Raw genomic sequence first — 18,662 nt, forward strand, 5'->3', positions numbered from 1 at the left:
ATAGTCAATGGGTTACCAACATAGCGACAACGAAGATCAGGAAACAACATCATTTCATCGCAAGCAAAGATCAGGCGGTGAACAGATTACCAGCATAGTAATGTACACAAATTAAGTATTAAATGAAACACTAGTGATAATGATTCGTATTATTGATCAGTACTTTGGATACTGATAGAGTGTTCGCCCAGTCGGACTGGCGATAGATAATATTCATAGTTTTGGCAGGAAGGGGTGAGCTGGCAATAACACTTTTCTGGCGGTAATTACCTGTCAAAGCTGGAGCTGAATTGGACCAATCATGAAAAAAGCATTAAGTGGTGCGATTACGTTTGCACTGGTTTCGGGGGCGTATGCCGATTCTGTGGCATCGAATAATTCCAGCCAGGAGGTAATCGTCAGGGAGAAGGCTGACGCCGGCTTGACCAGTCAGCATACATTGACGGCACAGGATATTAAGAAACGGCCAACAGGTGATGGCAACTTGACAGATTTATTAAAGTCGAATCCTGCCGTGAAGTTCTCCAACAGCAGCCACAGTGGTCTGAACCAGGGCGAAATAAAACCCGCCGATATCTCGATTCATGGCAGCACTGCTTATCAGAACGCGTTTTTGCTGGATGGGTTGAGTATTAATAACGATTTGGATCCGGTTGATTCAGATGATGTCACCACTGCCCGTCATGCCAGTGATGAACAGGGTATGTATATTGATAGTCGCCTGATTGACAGCCTGACGGTATACGACTCAAATATCCCTGTTGAATTTGGTGGCTTTACCGGAGGTGTCGTGGATGCCACCAGCAGAAGCTGGCAGGGTGATACGCGGGGAAGCGTTTATATCCGGCAGACAAAATCCAGTTGGAATCAAACCCATGTGGACAGGAACCTTAAGTTTAATTCCGAAAACAATGATTTATCGAATCCCGCCCGATTTCAGCCTGAATATAGCAAGATGAATTATGGACTGAACTATGAAATGGGTATCACCGATGATTTGGGCGTTGTACTTTCTCTGTCACGCAGGGAGTCGAAAATACCTATGGTGAATGTTCCCGGGAAACATCTGAGCATTGATGGTCAGGGAGGCCTTATGATTGCAGATGTTGCTGGAGGTACAAAAAACCAGAAGCGGGTTTCCAATAATGCCTTCACCAAATTCACCTGGTATGCGACACCGCGTACGATCGTAAACTGGTCTCTGGCTTATTCCGGCTATGAGGCCGATATGTTTATGAATGGTGTGGCGAATTCAGATTACAGTGATCTGCACAATGCTTATTCCACTAACCTGGAAGTTGATCATAGTTTTGACCGTTCTACCCTGGTGCTGTCTTTGGGCTATAACCATATGGTCGATAAGCGCGATAGTGAAGTCGATTACTGGGTGCAACTGGATGATTACTCAGACTGGAGAAACCCCACAAGCTACGCTTCTGGTGGTATTGGTGATCTGAAGTCAGTCCAGAAAACCACCTCGGCGAAAGCTAAGTTAGTCTTCGATCCTGTCCAGTGGGGTGGTTTGACGCACAATGTCACTGTTGGCTCTGAATATAATTACACCGACGCAGCATTCATCCGAGATCAGAATTATTATCGAAATACCTATCGGGGTACTCAGGATTTTCAATCCCTTGGTCGTGTGACTGTTTTTCAGGAAGGTACCTATAAGACAACGCACAGCAGTTATGCTGTCTATGCACAGAACGAAATGCAATGGGGTAATGTTACTGTTCGCCCTGGTGTACGTGTTGATCATGACAACTTCGTCAATCGCACTAACGTAGCGCCCCGTTTAAGTAGTAGCTGGAATGTGTTTGGCGATGGCAACACCTTGCTAACAGCCGGTGCTAACCGCTACTACGGCCGTTCCATGCTCACTTATGCTCTCTATGAAGGTCAAAATGGAGGTCTGGGGCATTGTTATTTCGGCTGCAACGCGAACTCCCCTGACAATGACTGGAATTTTATCAAAGACTACGAGGGGATGGATCAGCTGAAAACCCCCTATAACGATGAGTTTACTGCTGGCATCCAGCAACTATGGGGTAACAGTATCTGGCAGCTGAACTATGTACACCGGAAGGGGCGCGATGAGGTTAAGAGCCACTACAAATATCCAGACTCTAAAGATCCGGGTAAAGCTCGTATCAGAAAGTTTGATAATAGCGGACAGAGCGAGAATGACAGCATCACGCTGAGCGTTTCTAATCGCAGCCCACTCAGACTTATGGGAGCTGAGCACTCAGCAAAGTTATCGTTGACATGGCAGGAAAGTAAAAGTAACACGCCAAAAGAACGGGGTTACAGCAGCTTTGAATCCGGGTCAAGTGTCGATGCCAGCAAGGTCTGGTATGACGGTAAGATTATTGCTGCAAAAGATCTTCCTTCTACGGATTTTAACTCACCCCTGGTCTTGAATCTGGAGTTAATCCATGAAATCAGGCCTTACAACCTGACTTGGTACAACTTGTTCCATTGGAATGCAAGTCGTAATCAGGCCACCCGGCATGGAAATGAACTTGCTGTTGATCCTGAAACAGGTAATAAGGTTGCCAAGTACGACAAAGTTCGCTTCGCGTCTACCTTCACCTGGGACACCAAGTGGCAGTGGAAGCCGGCATCAGGCAAAGGCATGCATGCCTCCTTTGAGGTCTATAACGTGTTGAACCGGAAGAATGCCGTAGATGCTTTCATTTACAAGAATACTGTTTATCGCAACTTTGCTCCGGGGCGTCAGTTCTGGGTTCAGCTTGGATATGACTTCTAATCTGCAATAAGCCGGAGGCTGTTCTGGCCTCCTTTTCTTTTCTGGAAATATTAGCTAATGAATCAACTGGCGCTATTCTGGCGACTCATAAAGCCGTACTGGTGGAGTCGTCAGCGATTGCCTTCTCTGGCTTTACTCTTTGTGGTGCTGGCTACCAGTCTTTCTTCAGTCTGGTTCAGTGTGGAGTTAAATCAGTGGAACGGAGATTTTTATAATGCTCTGCAAAAACTGGATGGCTCTCAAATATATCCACTACTGAAGTCGTACATCATTATCATCGGTGCCTTGATACTGGTATTGGTGTATTCGGATTATTTGCAGAAAAAACTGGTGATCCAGTGGCGTGAATGGATGACAAAAGACCTTTGTCGTCGGTGGTTGTCTAAAGACAGTCATCACTACCGCCTCCAGTTAAATCAGGAAGAACCGGATAACCCGGACCAGCGGATTGCTGAAGATGTAAAGCTGTTGGTTGAAACCTCTCTAACACTACTGCTCTCTTTTCTTCGCTCGGTTCTGACTTTGGGCTCTTTTATTGTCATCTTATGGAATTTATCCGGAAATATCACATTGCCTCTTGGGGGGGGTGATCTTGAGATTCCGGGATACATGGTTTGGGTCTGTGTGCTGTATACCCTGTTAGGCACCGGAATTACCCACGTCATTGGTAAACCTTTGCACCAGCTGAATTTTCAACAACAAAAGCGTGAGGCCGATTTTCGTGTTGCACTGGTTCAGCGTCGCCAGCATAGCGAAGCCATTGCCGGACAACAAGGGGAGGGCCGAGACAGGGATGACCTGAATGGTAGTTTTCGGGAGGTCGCTCTTAATTGGTACAGCTTGATGATCAGGGACCGGAACCTGTCATTTTTTACAACGGGTTACGCCCAGATCACGATGATGGCACCCATCTTTTTTGCACTGCCTCAGTTTCTTTCTGGCACGATTCTTCTGGGTGGTCTGATGCAGATCCGGATGGCGTTTTCTAAGGTTTCCGGAGCATTAAGCTGGTTTATTTATGCCTACCGGGATCTGGCAAAATGGAGTGCCACAATCGAGCGACTGAGTCGATTTGAGGACACCCTTGATCAGCAGGTCAGTCATCGTATTAAGCCTGTGAAATCGGCTTCCGGTGCTGGTGAGCTTATTTTGAGGGCACAACTCAATACACACCTGAATCATGGCAAGCCACTGTTAAACAACGTCAGTCTGTTATTGTCTCCGGGAACTCTGACGATACTGCATGGACGCTCAGGGCTTGGAAAAACCAGCCTTTTGCGAACGCTGAGCGGTTTCGATCCGAATTTTGACGGTAAAATTGCCCACAGTGAAAAAGCCTTCTGGATACCACAGCGGCTTTATCTTGGGGGAAGTACTCTGAAATCCATCATCACCTATCCACAATGTGGGTCATCTTTTTCACAGCATGACTGTGAATTTGCGTTGAAGAGAATTGGGCTTACACACCTTATAGACGAGCTTGATGAAAGCGGAAGCTGGCAGCAGCGGCTCTCTTCTGGCGAACAGCAAAGAGTTATGTTCGGGCGACTGCTTTTGAACCGACCCAAATTGATTTTGCTGGATGAGACAACATCGGCACTGGATACCAAAGCCGCTATCGAAATGCTGACTCTGCTTCGTGAAGAGTTATCTGAATCTGCGGTGGTTTTGGTCACCCATCAAACACAGTTGCACGAGTATGCGGATACCGTTGTAAACCTTGAATCTAATTATCCAAATAAAATCCGGGAAGCCCGAGAACTCCAGGAAAATTAATATGAAGTTACTGCAAATATTTATGCTGGCCGGAGGAGTGTTGCTGGCCGGGTGTCAAACCTCGCCTCCGGAACAGCCTGAATCAATGATCGTTTCTGAAGGGAGGCTGCCGCTTCGTAAGGACATGGTCAGCTATCAGCTGGATAACGGTCTGGAGATTAGGCTGCTTCCCCGGTCAGTATCGGAAAAAAACGTTGAGATGCGACTTTTGGTGAAAGCTGGTTCCCTTCAGGAGACAGAAAACGAGCGGGGGCTGGCGCACTTTGTAGAGCATATGGCCTTTAAGGGAACTGAGGATTTTCCGGGGCAGGAGAGCTTTGCCCAACTTGAGAAGGAAGGTATTTCACTGGGCGCCCATGTGAATGCCATTACCAGTTTTAATTCAACCACCTATCAGCTATCTCTTCCTGATGCGACAGACAAGCAGATTGATACAGGTCTGCATATTCTCTCGCAGTGGGCATTTGCCATGACATTTGATGAGCAGGCTGTTGAAAAGGAGCGGGAAGTAATCGTCGAGGAGTGGCGGATTCGTCAGGGTGTTGGTCAGCGTATTAATTCTGAGTTGGATGATTTGCGCTACCGCGGCACCAGAATGGCGGTTCGCAGCCCTATTGGTTTGATTGAAGTCGTGCGGAATGCTCCGCTTTCCCGGGCCAGAGCTTTTTATGAACGTTGGTATCAGCCTCAGAACATGGTTTTGCTGGTTGCCGGTGGCTTTGATGAAGACAAAATTGCAACGCAAATAAACGATTATTTTGGTTCAGCTGTAAAAGGAAAGCAGCTGGCCACAAAGGAATGGGGAAAGCTGCAGGAAAAAGGCGAGAAACTGAAAACTGCTTTGATATTTGATGCTGAGCAACCGGGGCGGTTTGTCCAGATTATGATTCAACGCACCTTGTCGGAACCTATGAATACGGTAAACAGTCAGTGGCGGGATTTTATCGAACAGTTATGGCTTGCGATATTGAACCAGCGCCTGACGTTGATGGTGGATCATCAGCAGTTTTCCCGAGCCAGTATTCGTGAACAGAGCGTTTTATTGTCGCCGTCTTTACAGCAGCACCTTGCCATTCTTTATCCCGTTGATGGTGATTATGAAGACAGTATAAGGCGATTTTCCCGTGAACTTCACAGGCTGGCAAAGGTACCTGTGTCTCAGGCCGAGTTAGACGCTGTTCGAAACGTATTGTTGCAGAAACTGGCGCGGAAGAGTGCTTCTTCCGCGCGTTACTCCAGCCGTTATTTGTTGAACAGAATTATGGATGCTGACTCCTTCCAGTTACCTGTGATGGATAAACATCAAGAACTGGAGATGGTGACAACGTTCCTGCAAGAGGTTACGCCAAGTCACCTCCAAGCGTCTGTGCAGTCAATGCTGCAGGAAGCAAGGGTCAATATTGCACTGATCGGGCCGGACAGTGACAGGAAAAAAATTCAGGAACAAACGGTTGCCAGCGCCTGGGAGCAGGGATTGGGGAGTAAAGTGGGTTCATTCACGCTCAGGCATCAGGCAGTGGATTTTGATTTAATACCATCAGGCTCAACAACGCCAGCCAGTAAACAGTTGCTCAATTTGAAGGGAGAAAGCAGCAGCGGAACCGGAGAAAAGTGGGTACTGCCTAATGGTTTGACCATCCTGCTGTACAGTGACCCGGATCTGAGTGATCAGGTGCAGCTGAATCTGAGAATTGCAGGCGGACGCTCTCTGGAAACTGAAACTGGTAGGAACTGGATATCGACTGCGCTGAACCTGCCGTTTTCCTGCGGGTTTGAGGAGTACTCCCGAAAAGACCTGATGGCGCTTAATAAGCAATATGACATGTCACTTTCACCATATAGTGAACTGCTTCATCATGGTTTTCGTGGAGAATCCTCTGTGGAAAGTCTGGAGCCATTGCTTAAAGTGCTGAACATGCGTTTGAGGCGACCTGTATTTTGTCAGGATCAGCTGAACCGTATTCTGATTTTGCAAAAACAGCAGATGAAGCATCTTCCAGCAGAGCGTCGCTTTATGGATGCGATTACTCTGGCGGCATTTGACCATGGTGATACGCTGGTACTGCAACCAAAATCTCTTGCTGAAGCGCCGTCTGCCAATGACCTGAAACAGGTGGATCAGCGACTACTGAGCGACCCATCCACCATGGTGGTCAGTATTAGTAGTCGGCTACCTGTGAAGAAAATGGGAGAGCTGGCCAGCAGTTGGCTGGGATCACTCCAGAAACTGGAAGCCTTACCCTATGATGGCTGGCGTGATCAGGGTGTTCGCCCTAAGCACAAAGCTATGGAGCAGCGCTTCCCGTGGGGCAGCAGTCCAAAATCAATGGTTCAGATTCAGTACAGCCATAATGCTCAGTGGAGTAAACGTAATCAGCTAGTCATGGCAATGATTGAATCTGCCGTCAATCAGCGTTTACGACAAGTGTTGCGTGTTGAGAACTCTGGTGTGTATGCCATTCACATGTCTCAACTGCTGGCAAGAGACCCACAGCCCTACTATCTCGGTCGACTAAACTTTACTACAGCGCCGACAAAGGCTGATGACCTGGCGACAAGAGCTGATGCCGTAGTTCAGGGGCTTGTCAGTAAAGGCATGACCATGGCTGAGTTTAAACAGGCTCACAGAATGGTTGCGATGAAGCGGAAACAGCAACAGGCCAGTGCCGTGTACTGGACGTCAGCCCTGGCTCAGTCGATGGGGGACGGGGCGAAAATTGAGGAGCTGTCAGATGCCGCAGCCCAGCTAGACTCTATCACACTGGACGAAGTGAATGGTTTGATGGGGCAGGTATTGGGTCGTAACCGGAAACTATTTGTTCTTGAGCCGATGGACAAACGTGCAAGTTGATGGGCTGCGTGGGCCGTGATGTAAGTCTATGGCCCGCAAGCTGAAGGTGAAAGATGCCCTGAAGCTGGTTCAGGCTTATGTGAATGATCATCTGGGTGAGCTGGTTCAGGACGAAGACCTGAGTCGTTATATTCTGTGATGACGGTTTAATTCCAGCGCGCTGGCTTTCGTCTTTTCCCGAAAGTCAGCGTTATCTGTTCAATGCTTACCCCCCTGTCTGCCCAGACCATTATTCCCACCTTCCTCTGATGCGGCACTTTTCTGCCGAATCCCTGTCTAACCCGATTAATTGTAACCATTCAGATGGCAATGTCCTGTCTGAAACCGGTTGATTTAACATAGAGGGAGGTAGACGAGGATGGAACCTGTTTCAGGTAGTACATTAGGTAGTACAATGCAGTTTTCTGTACTCAGGGATTTGAGCAAAGCAGAAGAAGCCAGAGACACAGGGCATATTCCTGACCATAGAGATCAGACACCATCTCTCGCACATCGGTGTGCCGGGATTCCTCAGAAACCTGTCCTGCCGACAGTTTCAGTCCCGTTCACCACCAATCCTGCTAAAGGTATTGAATATCTGGAAAGTATCCCCCGGTCTCAACTGGCCAGACTTCTGGTAGATGGTGAATTGCTGAGCAGAGAAAAGGGGGGTAAGGCTTTATGAAAGACGGGAACCCCATTGTCTCGAAACCCTGGCTGAAGGCTGGGGAGTAATACTGGGCTGGTTAAGAAGACTGAAACCGGGTGAATCGCCTGTTATAACCTCTGAAAACCTTTGTGAGCTTCACAAAGTGGTGGCAGCACACAAACCTGAATTTAACCCCGGTGAACTCTTGAATAGTGGTATACGCTTTTTCAATCTTCCAATCAGTCACTCAAAGCACAGTGATCTCAGCTACTTTGATCTTGAGGGACTTATCGAGGCGGAGGATATTTATGATAAGCAGATAGCGCAGTCCAGCCTCACAGGTGACCAGGTTCAGAAAAAAGCAGCTTTTATGTTTGTTTTTAAAGATAAGAATATAAAGTTAGCTCTTCATCTTGGAAAGCATGTAGCAGCGGAGCTGTATAGAAGTATCCACAACCCTGAAGCAGTAAGAAACATTTTTTTGAATCACAAAGAAAACAGGGATGAAGCCAGTTATGTTTTGACCTGGCAGTTTTATTCCGTAATGGCTGACTATCTGGACAGCCAGAGAAGCGGCTGTTTTGCCTGCTTTGGAAGAGAGGGTAGAGAAGGTCGTGTTCTGGATAAAATATCCGAGCTGGTGACACAAGATTTTTGTCGTTATCGAAACTAGCGGAAAACCCCGTACTTTTAGTGCGGGGATGGATAGCGAGCAGTCTGGAAGACTGCTTATAGAAGATACTTGAAGATTTTACATTTTTTGATATAAACTTGTAAGCATGAATAAACGAGCTTTCAAATACAGATTTTACCCAACGCCTGAGCAGGAAACCTTGCTTGCTCAGACGTTTGGCTGTATTCGGTTCGTTTACAACCATATCCTTCGCTGGCGTACTGATGAGTACTACAACAATGGTTGTAGTATTAATTACAATGCCGCCTCGAAGCAGCTTACAGAGCTGAAAAAGAACCCTGAGTACCAGTGGTTGAAAGATGTTTCTTCTGTACCTGTTCAGCAAGCACTACGACACCAGCAAACCGCCTTCAAAAACTTCTGGGAAGGTCGGGCGAAATACCCCACTTTCAAAAAGAGACACGCAAAGCAGAGTGCTACTTTTGCCGCTTCTGCTTTCAAGTACAAAGAAGGTCAGCTATTCATAGCTAAAAGCAAAGAGCCTTTGAATATCCGCTGGAGCAGAGAGCTATCGTCAGAGCCTTCCAGCATAACCATCAGCAAAGACAGAGCTGGACGCTACTTTGTATCCATGCTGTGCGAGTTTGAAGCTAAACCAATGCCTATTTCTAACAAGACAGTGGGCATTGATTTAGGCTTAAATGATCTGTTCGTCACTTCAGACGGCCAAAAATCCGGTAATCCAAGACACACCAAGCGTTACGAGCAAAAGCTCGCCTACCTTCAGCGTAAGCTGGTGAAAAAGCAGAAAAGCAGTAACAACCGAGCTAAAGCAAAGCTCAAGGTTGCCCGCCTTCATGCGAAAATAGCTGATTGCCGGATGGATGCTACTCATAAAGCATCCCGCAAACTAATTAACGAGAACCAAGTTGTTTGTGTAGAGTCCCTGAATGTGAAAGGCATGATCAAAAATCCAAAACTGGCAAAGCATATAGCTGATGCAAACTGGGGTGAATTTGTACGGCAGTTGCAGTACAAAGCCGAGTGGGCAGAAAGGATTGTTGTTCAGATAGACCGATTCTTTCCCAGCTCCAGGCGTTGCTCCAGTTGCGGATTCATCCATGAAAGTTTGCCGTTGTCTATCCGTGAATGGAAATGCCCGAAGTGCAATACCCTTCACGACAGGGATATTAATGCGGCAATCAATATCAAAACCGCCGGGCTGGCGGGGTTGGCCTGTGGAGCGACTGGAACGGGGGTTGCAGCCTAGCTGCAATCTAGAGAAGGCGTGTCGAAGCAGGAAGCCTGTTTGGTGACGAACAGGAATCCCCGTCCTTCAGGGCGGGGAGGATGTCAATCAGTATCGGATAAAACCATAACAGTCAATGTTCTCGCAATAGGTAAAAGAAACAGGAATGAGGTTTATCAGATTGCCTTATCGAGACTATTGCATTGAGTACACGCATAACAAATGACTCCTGACAATTAACTTCGGCAGTAGCTGAGTCAGGTGATATAGTGCCAGCTTACCGAATCCTCTTTGTTTTGCGGAAGAAAATCACGATGACACCCCCTGTCCCCTCAGCCATTAACCTGCACAAACGCTCCAGAGAACTGGAGCTGACCTACAGCGATGGACAGCGCTTTAAGCTTTCCTGCGAATTGCTCCGGGTTCTCAGTCCTTCGGCAGAAGTTCAGGGGCATGGCAAGCCGGTGCTGCAGACCGGTAAAAAGAATGTGGTGATCACAGGCATTGAAGCGGTGGGCAACTACGCCATCAAGCTGATTTTTGATGATGGCCATAACAGCGGCCTGTTCAGCTGGGACTATCTTTACGACCTGTGTGTGAATCAGGACAGTCACTGGGAAGATTATCTGCGCCAGCTTCATGCGGCCGGTGCCAGCCGTGATCCGGAAGTGTCTGTGGTAAAACTTATGTGATGTGATTGGATTTTCCCCCTACACTCTCGCTGTGATTCATATACAATGAACCCCGCATTTATACGCATGTTTGTCTCGTAAAGCTGCGTATCAGGCACAGGCTATTAATCAAGTGGATTGAATCGTGTCTTTATGAGTCGGGGGAGTAAATGACCAGCAGCCATGACAGCGGGAGACCATCGTCAGAACCCAATAATAATGACGGTGGCCGCCAGACAACTCATCAGGTTCGACAAAACGTTCGGGATCAGGAAAGAACCCACTTCGGTTTCAGAGAAGTGCCTCCTGACGAAAAAGAAAGCCTGGTAGCGGGTGTTTTTCACTCAGTTGCCACTCGTTACGATGTGATGAACGACCTGATGTCCATGGGGGTTCACCGGCTATGGAAGCGGTTTGCCATTGAGCTGTCTGCGGTCCGGCGTGGGCATCAGGTGCTTGATATTGCGGGTGGAACAGGTGATCTGGCGAAACAGTTTGCCCGTCGGGTGGGCGACAATGGCCGGGTGGTTCTGGCGGACATTAATGAGTCCATGCTCAGAGTCGGGCGCGACCGACTGGTGAATGATGGCCTGGCTGGCAATATTGAATACGTTCAGGCCAATGCTGAATGCCTGCCCTTTCCGGATAATACCTTTGATTGTATCACCATTGCCTTCGGTCTACGGAATGTGACCGACAAACCGGCTGCACTGGCGTCCATGTGTCGGGTTCTGAAACCGGGCGGGCGATTACTGGTACTGGAGTTTTCCAAAACCCGCAACCCGCTTCTGACCAAGGTTTACGACACGTATTCTTTTAATCTGCTGCCAGTAATGGGCAAGCTGATTGCCAATGATTCCGAGAGCTATAAATATCTGGCAGAAAGCATTCGCAAGCATCCGGATCAGGACACACTGGAAAGGATGATGAAAGACGCCGGTTTTGTGAATACCACGTATCACAACATGACCGGTGGCATTGTTGCCTTGCATAAGGGAGTCAAGCCCTGATGGCAGAACGGCTTTCTTCAAAACCAGAGTGTTCGCTTGATCCTTCCATTAAAACAGGCTTGCTGGCTTCCATCGAAGCAATGGTCAACAAGACGCTTACGCTTGATCCGGTAACCATAAAACGGTTAGGCAGGCACCAGGGATCAGTGCTTCGGGTGGAATGTCTGGAGCCGGACTTTGCTTGCTGGCTGTGGATTGAATCCTACGGCATACGTCTGGCTGGTTACCACGAAGGTGAGGTGGATGCCACAATTAAAGGCTCCCTGGTGTCGTTTATGGAGCTGGCAGGGCGACGTTTTGCCACCTTTGAAGACGTGGCCGGACTGGAGACAGAAGGGGATGAAACCCTGATTGCTGATCTTGGGGAAATACACAAAGGCATGGAGCTGGACTGGGAAGGTCTGGTGTGTCGCTATCTGGGTGATGTTGCCGGGCACGCGGTATCAGAAGGGGTTCGTCGTGTATCCGATGGGCTTCAGCAGCTGTTTCAACGGTCTGTCCGTCAGGTGCCGGACTATCTTCAGGAAGAGTTACAGGTGTTGCCTTCTCCGGCAGACAGGGAGTTTGCACAGTCTGAAGTGAACGCTTTACAAGACCGCACCGAAGAATTAGCCAAACGAGTCTCTGCTCTGGAAGAGCAGATAAAATCGAAACATAAATAAATCTGGGCGCATGGTCAGCCATGAACACAGTTAATAATAGGAACGGGAGTGAAGGGTGTTGCAGTTAACCCGTTTACTGAAAATCATTGGCGCTATTGCCCGCTATCGTCTGGATGAACTGGTGAATCCGGAGCGGTTGCCTTTTCTGGCAAGGTGGTTTGTTCGTTTATTGCCGTGGCGTCTGTTTATTCATAACCATGACGCCAGAGGCGTTCGCCTGAGAAAATCACTGGAAGCCCTGGGGCCTATCTTTATCAAGTTTGGTCAACTGCTCTCCACTCGTCGTGACCTGCTGCCAGAAGATGTGAGTGACGAACTGGCGCTATTGCAGGACCGGGTACCACCTTTTCCCGGCAGTGAGGCGGTAGACATCATTGAAAGAGACCTTGGCAGGCCGGTCGATGAACTCTTTGCCCGCTTCGATCATGAACCCATGGCATCCGCTTCGGTGGCCCAGGTGCATAGCGCGAAGCTGCATTCTGGCGAGGAAGTGGTGATCAAGGTTATCAGGCCTGATATTGAAAAGGTGATTCGCAAAGACATTGCCCTGATGTATCTGTTCAGCCGCATTCTGCTGACCCTGGTTCGTGAGACCAGACGGTTACGGCCCATGGATGTCGTCAGGGATTATGAACGAACCATTCTGGATGAGCTGGACCTGCTGCGGGAAGCGGCCAATGCTTCGCAGTTGCGTCGTAACTTTCTGGCATCACCCTTATTCTATGTACCGCAGGTTCACTGGGATTACTGTCGCTCAAGGGTGATGGTGATGGATCGTATCTATGGTGTCCCCATATCGGATATTAAAACCCTGAAAGCACGGGGTACGGATATGAAGAAGCTGGCGGAGCGCGGCACTGAAATCTTTTTTACCCAGGTGTTCAGGGATCGCTTTTTCCATGCGGATATGCACCCCGGCAATATTTTTGTGGATATCGACAACCCTGCGGAGCCTAAATACATTGGTATTGACTGCGGCATTATTGGGACACTGGAACCGGAAGATCAGTACTATCTGGCGGCGAACCTTCTGGCTTTCTTCAAGCGGGATTATCGCAAGGTGGCCCAGCTGCATGTGGATTCCGGCTGGATACCCCCAGATACAGCGGTTGGCGAGCTGGAAGCGGCTATTCGTACTGTGTGTGAACCCATCTTTGAGAAACCGTTAAAAGATATCTCCTTCGGGCATTTGCTGGTCAGGCTGTTTCAGGTTGCACGGCGGTTTAACATGGAGGTTCAGCCACAACTGGTATTGCTGGAGAAAACCCTGCTGAATGTGGAAGGGCTGGGGCGGCAGCTCTATCCTGATCTGGACTTATGGGCAACCGCCCAGCCGTTTCTGGAAAAATGGATGAAGGATCAGGTAGGGCCGCTGGGCATTGCCAAATCCATTAAAAAGAATGCGGCAGACTGGATGCTGAGCGTACCGAACATGGCTCAGAATGCCCTGGGCAGCCTGAGACAGTTGTCTGAGCATCAGCAGAACATGATGGACATGTATAAGCAGGCCGAACGTCGCAAGACGTGGCTAAAATGGTTGGGGGCTGGTCTGGTGCTGGCTGGTGGTGCATTGTTGTTTGAACCCGGCTGGGCCAGTGTCATCCCCTGGCAGGGGGTTATGATGGGAGGGGCGGGTGTATGGCTTCTGAGTCGTTGATTGAACAGAGTGATCATCACTGGCTGGACACGGTTCGCTGGAACAAAGATGGCCTGGTGGCCGCCATTGCCCAGGACTGGAAAACCGGCAAGGTGCTGATGCAGGCCTGGATGAATCGGGAAGCACTGGCATTAACGGTAAAAGAACAGCGTGGCATATACTGGTCCCGCTCCAGAGGGAAACTGTGGCGCAAGGGGGAGTCATCCGGTCATGTGCAGCGGCTAAAAGAGTTGCGGCTGGATTGCGACAGAGACTCTATTCTGATGCTGGTGGAGCAGGTGGGGGGAATGGCCTGTCATACGGGGCGTGAGTCCTGCTACTTCAGTCGTCTGGAACAGGGTCAGTGGGTGACAGTGGAACCTGTTTTGAAAGATCCGGAAGCGATTTATGGGAAGAACGGGGAGACAGGCAGTGAGTGATGTGCTGGATCAGCTGGCAAAGGTTCTGGAACAGCGACGTACCACAGAAGCGGATGCTTCCTATGTAGCCAGCCTGCACAAGGCCGGGCTGGATAAAATTCTTAAGAAGGTTGGGGAAGAGTCGGCGGAAACCATAATTGCTGCCAAAGCCTGTGAAGCCGGTGGAGCAAAGTCGGATCTGGTCTGTGAAACGGCTGACCTCTGGTTTCACTCGCTGGTCATGCTGTCTCATCTTGGTCTGTCACATAACGATGTATTGCGGGAGCTGGAACGCCGTTTTGGTTTGTCCGGACTGGAAGAAAAGGCTTCCAGGGGGCAGTAGCTCGATTAACTTGATTAAAAAGGAGGAAGTAATTATGGGCGTAGGTGGAATCAGCCTGTGGCAGTTGTTAATCATTCTGTTGATCGTGGTGATGCTGTTTGGCACCAAAAAGCTCAGAGGACTGGGTGGTGACCTTGGCAGTGCTGTCAAGGGGTTTAAGAAAGCGTTACACACCGATGAAGGCAGTAAGGAGCAGGATGTAAAAAGCGTGGAAGCGGAGCACAGGAAAGATCAGGCAGATGCCTCTTTTGCTGATGAAAAGGACAGGAAAAACACTTGATCTTTTTATCCAATGTGAACCTGACGAGGTAGCTGGTGTTGGATATTAGTTTCTCAGAACTTCTGTTGATTGCTGTAATCGCTCTGGTGGTACTTGGGCCAGAGCGACTTCCTGCTGTGATTCGTACCACCGCTTACTGGGTAGGCAAATTGCGACGCAGCTTTCAAAACGCGAAGGAGGAGCTGGAGCGTGAATTGAATGTCGAAGAGATGAAACGACAGATTCACAATGAAAATGTCATGCGGGAACTGAAGAAAGCCAAGGCCTCCCTGAATGAATCCCTGGGTGAATCTTCCAATGAGCACTCAAGGAATGCAGTGGACAGCGAACGTGCTGGCCCGAAAAAAACGCCAGCCAGCAACCCCCGTGAAGACCATCCAGACGACAAGAAACCTGCTTTATGAGCGAAGCTCCGGAACCCGAAAATGATAAAGAACAGCCTCTGGTGCAGCACCTGCTGGAGTTACGTCGTCGGATACTGCACAGCCTGCTGGTGATCGGGGTAGTCTTTATTGGTCTGTTCTGGTTTGCCAACGATATTTACCTGTACGTGTCCGAACCCCTGCGAACTCATTTGCCGGAAGGCAGCACAATGATTGCGACTGAGGTGGCTTCGCCGTTTCTGGCACCGTTCAAGCTGACGCTGGTGCTGTCTTTTTTTCTGTCTATTCCTTATGTTCTGCACCAGATCTGGGCGTTTATCGCGCCGGGTCTGTATAGCAGCGAAAAGCGTCTGGCGGTTCCCCTGCTGGTGGCCAGCGTGGTGCTGTTTTATCTGGGTATGGCGTTTGCCTATTACGTGGTGTTTCCGCTGATTTTTGCTTTCTTTACCAGTGTGGGGCCTGAGTCGGTCACGGTGATGACCGATATCAATAGCTATCTGGATTTTATTCTTAAACTGTTTTTTGCCTTTGGGCTGGCGTTTGAAATACCAGTAGCGACGGTTCTGATGGTCTGGTCAGGCATAACCACCATTGCAAGCCTGAAAGCCAAGCGACCCTATATCGTTGTGGGCTGTTTCGTTACAGGTATGCTGTTGACACCGCCGGACGTGATCTCCCAGTCGTTACTGGCGATTCCCATGTGGCTGCTGTTTGAAGCGGGCATTATTTTTTCAAAGCTGAAGCCTTCCGGTTCTGACTAACCCGTTCTGTCAGTGCTTTGACTGCTTTTCAAGACTGTTTTTTCATGGCAGGAGTCAGTCATGCAATTGGCAGCCTGCGCGGCTGATATTTGTCTATTGTGTTTATGTGATAGCTACATAAATGAGCTGCAGTACTCAGGGAGGAAGTATGTTATATCCCCAGCCTTCAGGCGGCAACCCATCGGGTCAGAATGCCGAACGAAAGATTACCCGGGAGTTTAATCCCTTTGAAGTGCCTTTCGAGGTGATTCTGCATGAGCTGAATACCATTGCCCGGGAATTCTGCCTGACCCCCCTGCAATCGCTTCTGTCAGAAGGGTTTGAAGACCTTGATGACCTGAAAGCGGCCATCGCCGAAATGGATGACAAACAGCTGGCGCGCAGGCTGCTGGCCGAAATTGATATCATCATTGATGAATACCGCAAAGGTGTAGCCCTTCTCTGAGATCAGAAGGGCGAAACCTTGTTTATGGCTGCTTACGCTTTATTTCTTTTGAGATACGCCTGATAAAGCTTGAAGGCTGCATTCAGTTGTTCTTTGGAATATCCCTTTTTTAACAGAGCCTGATGGATTTTTTCTTTCTCCATGCCTTTATTGATATTGGCTTTAAATGTATTGGCCAGCCGGTTAATGATTTTCTGGTCATCACCTGTCTGTGTATTTAAGTCATAGCCTTTTTCATCTTCCGGAACTTGTTTTTTGAAGAACGTGTAGTTCTCTGTTTTGCCTTCGTAATCAAGATAATGAGTTACCTTTGCCCTCAGGCCTTCCTGAATGCTATCGGGACGGGTGAGCGCTATGTAAAACGTTGTGAAATAGGAGGTTTTAACGATGTCGACAATGGATGTGAACAGCGAATACAGGACAAAGCTGATGAATAACAATATAAATATTGGCAGTGTATTAACAGCGACCTCATTGTTTTCTGTCAGAATCAGCCAGTTTTCCGGAAACAGGGAGTGACCAAAATAGCCAGCTCCTGCCCCCAAAGCCAGGGCAGGGAGAAACAACACCAGAGAAAGAGAGCCAATAAGGCTGCCAATCAGGTCAATACCCAGCACGCCCACCAGGGCTCCCGGAACGTTTTTCTTAACAAGTGACAGTTTCTCCGGTATCTGTCGAATGCTTGACTGATCAATCGCAATAGCGGGTATGGAGAAATTTTTTACCAGATCCCAGACTTCACTGAAAACACCCAATAACAGGCTGGTAAAAAAGTGACTGCCTGTATTTGAGTCTTCGTCAGAGCCTTCAGAGCTTTTTGATCTGACCATATAGTCAATAATTGAATAGAGAAATAAAGAGACTCCCATGCCCTTTATAGCCCTGGCACCACTGGGTATATCGGTGTCTTTTCCCTGTAGAATATCGTAAATCATCCATGACCCAACGGCTTTGTACCTCATTTGAATAAATGAAAATACCGGCCCGGCCATAAGGGTGAGCAGAATTAACAGCATTCCTGTTAAATAGTCCTGCGCAATCATGAAGTAGTAGACACAGGCAAGGCACATTGTCATGGCTATGGTTTTGAACAGGGTCATGCGAAAAGCCAGTTTAAAGATGTCGGCATCTTTGCCCAGTAAACTGACGCTGCCGGTCAGCAGACCTTTAATATCCTTTCCCTTTGCCCCCAGTCCGGATGACAGCGTGTCAGAAAATCCTTTTATCATGTTCGTGCTCCTGTAGAACCTTATTTCCATGCTGACGTTATTATAGTTATAAACATTTTCTGGCCGTTCCATTGCAGTAGCCAGAATCCATTCTTCAACAATCAGAGCAGAGGGGTGTGTGACTTGCTCCCTGACTGTAAATCCGGACAATAAGCGTCCAATTTGATCACTTTACTGATTTTGCGCATTTATGAATTTACTGTTGCTGACACCTGATGACTTTGTATCGGACTCTCTGGTTAAACTGCAGGGGCGGCAGTTGCAACACGTACTGAGTGTTCATCAGGCAAAGGTGGGTGACACGCTGCGGGTTGGTCTGGTCAATAGTCTGATGGGGGAAGGAACCATCACAGCTTTGTCGACGGATGCTATGGAAATGGACGTGATCCTGACAGAACAGCCGCCAGCGGCTTTGCCCCTCACCGTATTGCTGGCGCTGCCCAGGCCCAAGATGTTGAAACGCAGCCTCCAACATCTAACCGCCCTTGGGGTGAAGCGCATTGTCTTAATGAACAGCTACCGGGTTGAAAAAAGCTTCTGGCAGTCGCCCTGGCTGTCGGAAGAAAAGGTTCATGAACAACTGGTGCTGGGGCTGGAGCAGGCTCGTGACACGGTATTGCCGGAAGTGATTCAGGAAAAACGCTTCAAACCGTTTGTGGAAGACCGGCTGCCCGCTATGGTCGCAGGCAAGCGGGGCATGGTGGCGCACCCGGTGGGAGGCATTTCCTGTCCACACCAGATTTCGGATGAAGTGGTACTGGCGATTGGCCCGGAAGGTGGGTTTATACCTTACGAGGTTGAAAAGCTGGAGGAAGCGGGTTTTGAACGCATTCATCTGGGATCAAGAATCCTCAGGGTAGAAACGGCAGTAACGGCTATCACGTCGAAACTTTACGACTAGCCCTGCTTGGCGTT

The 18,662-nt window shown here is 48.7% G+C and carries 18 protein-coding genes; 17 read left to right on the forward strand and 1 reads right to left on the reverse strand.

Annotated elements, in window-relative coordinates; all coding sequences use genetic code 11:
• Positions 1–301 precede the first annotated feature (301 nt).
• The 16 genes from NX722_RS27360 (at position 302) to NX722_RS27435 (ending at position 16,518) form a co-directional block, all read left to right on the forward strand.
• The gene (locus NX722_RS27360; RefSeq protein ID WP_262565976.1) at positions 302–2,770 is read left to right on the forward strand and encodes a TonB-dependent receptor plug domain-containing protein; all 2,469 of its coding nucleotides are present in this window, start codon (positions 302–304) and stop codon (positions 2,768–2,770) included.
• 57 nt (positions 2,771–2,827) lie between these two features.
• Positions 2,828–4,546, forward strand: coding sequence for an ABC transporter ATP-binding protein/permease (locus NX722_RS27365; RefSeq protein ID WP_262565977.1), 1,719 nt, complete (start codon positions 2,828–2,830; stop codon positions 4,544–4,546).
• 1 nt (position 4,547) lies between these two features.
• On the forward strand, positions 4,548–7,397 hold the full coding sequence (locus NX722_RS27370; protein WP_262565978.1) for a M16 family metallopeptidase: 2,850 nt from the start codon (positions 4,548–4,550) through the stop codon (positions 7,395–7,397).
• 358 nt (positions 7,398–7,755) lie between these two features.
• A complete protein-coding gene (locus tag NX722_RS27375; RefSeq protein ID WP_262565979.1) occupies positions 7,756–8,061 on the forward strand; it encodes a hypothetical protein in 306 nt (101 codons plus the stop codon).
• Positions 8,062–8,230: 169 nt separating this feature from the next.
• Positions 8,231–8,698 carry a hypothetical protein gene (locus NX722_RS27380; protein ID WP_265442398.1) on the forward strand — a complete coding sequence of 156 codons (468 nt, stop codon included), beginning with the start codon at positions 8,231–8,233 and terminating at the stop codon, positions 8,696–8,698.
• A gap of 106 nt (positions 8,699–8,804) precedes the next feature.
• On the forward strand, positions 8,805–9,929 hold the full coding sequence (locus NX722_RS27385; RefSeq protein WP_262564319.1) for an RNA-guided endonuclease InsQ/TnpB family protein: 1,125 nt from the start codon (positions 8,805–8,807) through the stop codon (positions 9,927–9,929).
• A 293-nt stretch (positions 9,930–10,222) separates the two neighbouring features.
• Positions 10,223–10,600: a DUF971 domain-containing protein gene (locus tag NX722_RS27390; RefSeq protein WP_262565981.1), complete on the forward strand. Its 378-nt coding sequence runs from the start codon at positions 10,223–10,225 to the stop codon at positions 10,598–10,600.
• A 149-nt stretch (positions 10,601–10,749) separates the two neighbouring features.
• Positions 10,750–11,589, forward strand: a complete 840-nt coding sequence (gene ubiE, locus NX722_RS27395; protein WP_262565982.1) for a bifunctional demethylmenaquinone methyltransferase/2-methoxy-6-polyprenyl-1,4-benzoquinol methylase UbiE — start codon at positions 10,750–10,752, stop codon at positions 11,587–11,589.
• Positions 11,589–12,251 (forward strand): ubiquinone biosynthesis accessory factor UbiJ, encoded by a 663-nt coding sequence (locus NX722_RS27400; protein WP_262565983.1) that lies wholly within the window; start codon positions 11,589–11,591, stop codon positions 12,249–12,251. Before ubiE ends, NX722_RS27400 begins: the two co-directional genes overlap by 1 nt.
• Positions 12,252–12,306: 55 nt before the next feature.
• Entirely contained in the window at positions 12,307–13,908 is a 1,602-nt protein-coding gene (gene ubiB / locus NX722_RS27405; protein WP_262565984.1) for a ubiquinone biosynthesis regulatory protein kinase UbiB, read from the forward strand.
• Positions 13,890–14,327 (forward strand): phosphoribosyl-AMP cyclohydrolase, encoded by a 438-nt coding sequence (hisI, locus tag NX722_RS27410; protein WP_262565985.1) that lies wholly within the window; start codon positions 13,890–13,892, stop codon positions 14,325–14,327. Before ubiB ends, hisI begins: the two co-directional genes overlap by 19 nt.
• Positions 14,296–14,649, forward strand: coding sequence for a phosphoribosyl-ATP diphosphatase (locus tag NX722_RS27415; RefSeq protein WP_265442399.1), 354 nt, complete (start codon positions 14,296–14,298; stop codon positions 14,647–14,649). The genes hisI and NX722_RS27415 overlap by 32 nt, the downstream gene beginning before the upstream one ends.
• A gap of 34 nt (positions 14,650–14,683) precedes the next feature.
• Positions 14,684–14,929, forward strand: coding sequence for a twin-arginine translocase TatA/TatE family subunit (tatA, locus tag NX722_RS27420; RefSeq protein WP_262565987.1), 246 nt, complete (start codon positions 14,684–14,686; stop codon positions 14,927–14,929).
• 38 nt (positions 14,930–14,967) lie between these two features.
• Positions 14,968–15,333 carry a Sec-independent protein translocase protein TatB gene (gene tatB, locus NX722_RS27425; RefSeq protein WP_262565988.1) on the forward strand — a complete coding sequence of 122 codons (366 nt, stop codon included), beginning with the start codon at positions 14,968–14,970 and terminating at the stop codon, positions 15,331–15,333.
• The gene (gene tatC, locus NX722_RS27430; RefSeq protein WP_262565989.1) at positions 15,330–16,073 is read left to right on the forward strand and encodes a twin-arginine translocase subunit TatC; all 744 of its coding nucleotides are present in this window, start codon (positions 15,330–15,332) and stop codon (positions 16,071–16,073) included. Before tatB ends, tatC begins: the two co-directional genes overlap by 4 nt.
• A 148-nt stretch (positions 16,074–16,221) precedes the next feature.
• Entirely contained in the window at positions 16,222–16,518 is a 297-nt protein-coding gene (locus NX722_RS27435) for a hypothetical protein (RefSeq protein WP_262565990.1), read from the forward strand.
• Between the two features lie 32 nt (positions 16,519–16,550).
• Here NX722_RS27435 and NX722_RS27440 read toward each other — a convergent pair whose 3' ends face one another.
• Positions 16,551–17,747: a hypothetical protein gene (locus tag NX722_RS27440; RefSeq protein WP_262565991.1), complete on the reverse strand. Its 1,197-nt coding sequence runs from the start codon at positions 17,745–17,747 to the stop codon at positions 16,551–16,553.
• Between the two features lie 190 nt (positions 17,748–17,937).
• On the opposite strand from NX722_RS27440, the gene NX722_RS27445 reads away from it, so the two are divergent.
• Positions 17,938–18,648: a 16S rRNA (uracil(1498)-N(3))-methyltransferase gene (locus tag NX722_RS27445; RefSeq protein ID WP_262565992.1), complete on the forward strand. Its 711-nt coding sequence runs from the start codon at positions 17,938–17,940 to the stop codon at positions 18,646–18,648.
• The last annotated feature ends 14 nt before the right edge of the window (positions 18,649–18,662 follow it).

Origin of the sequence: Endozoicomonas gorgoniicola, from assembly GCF_025562715.2 — a bacterium.
GTDB classification, from domain to species: domain Bacteria; phylum Pseudomonadota; class Gammaproteobacteria; order Pseudomonadales; family Endozoicomonadaceae; genus Endozoicomonas_A; species Endozoicomonas_A gorgoniicola.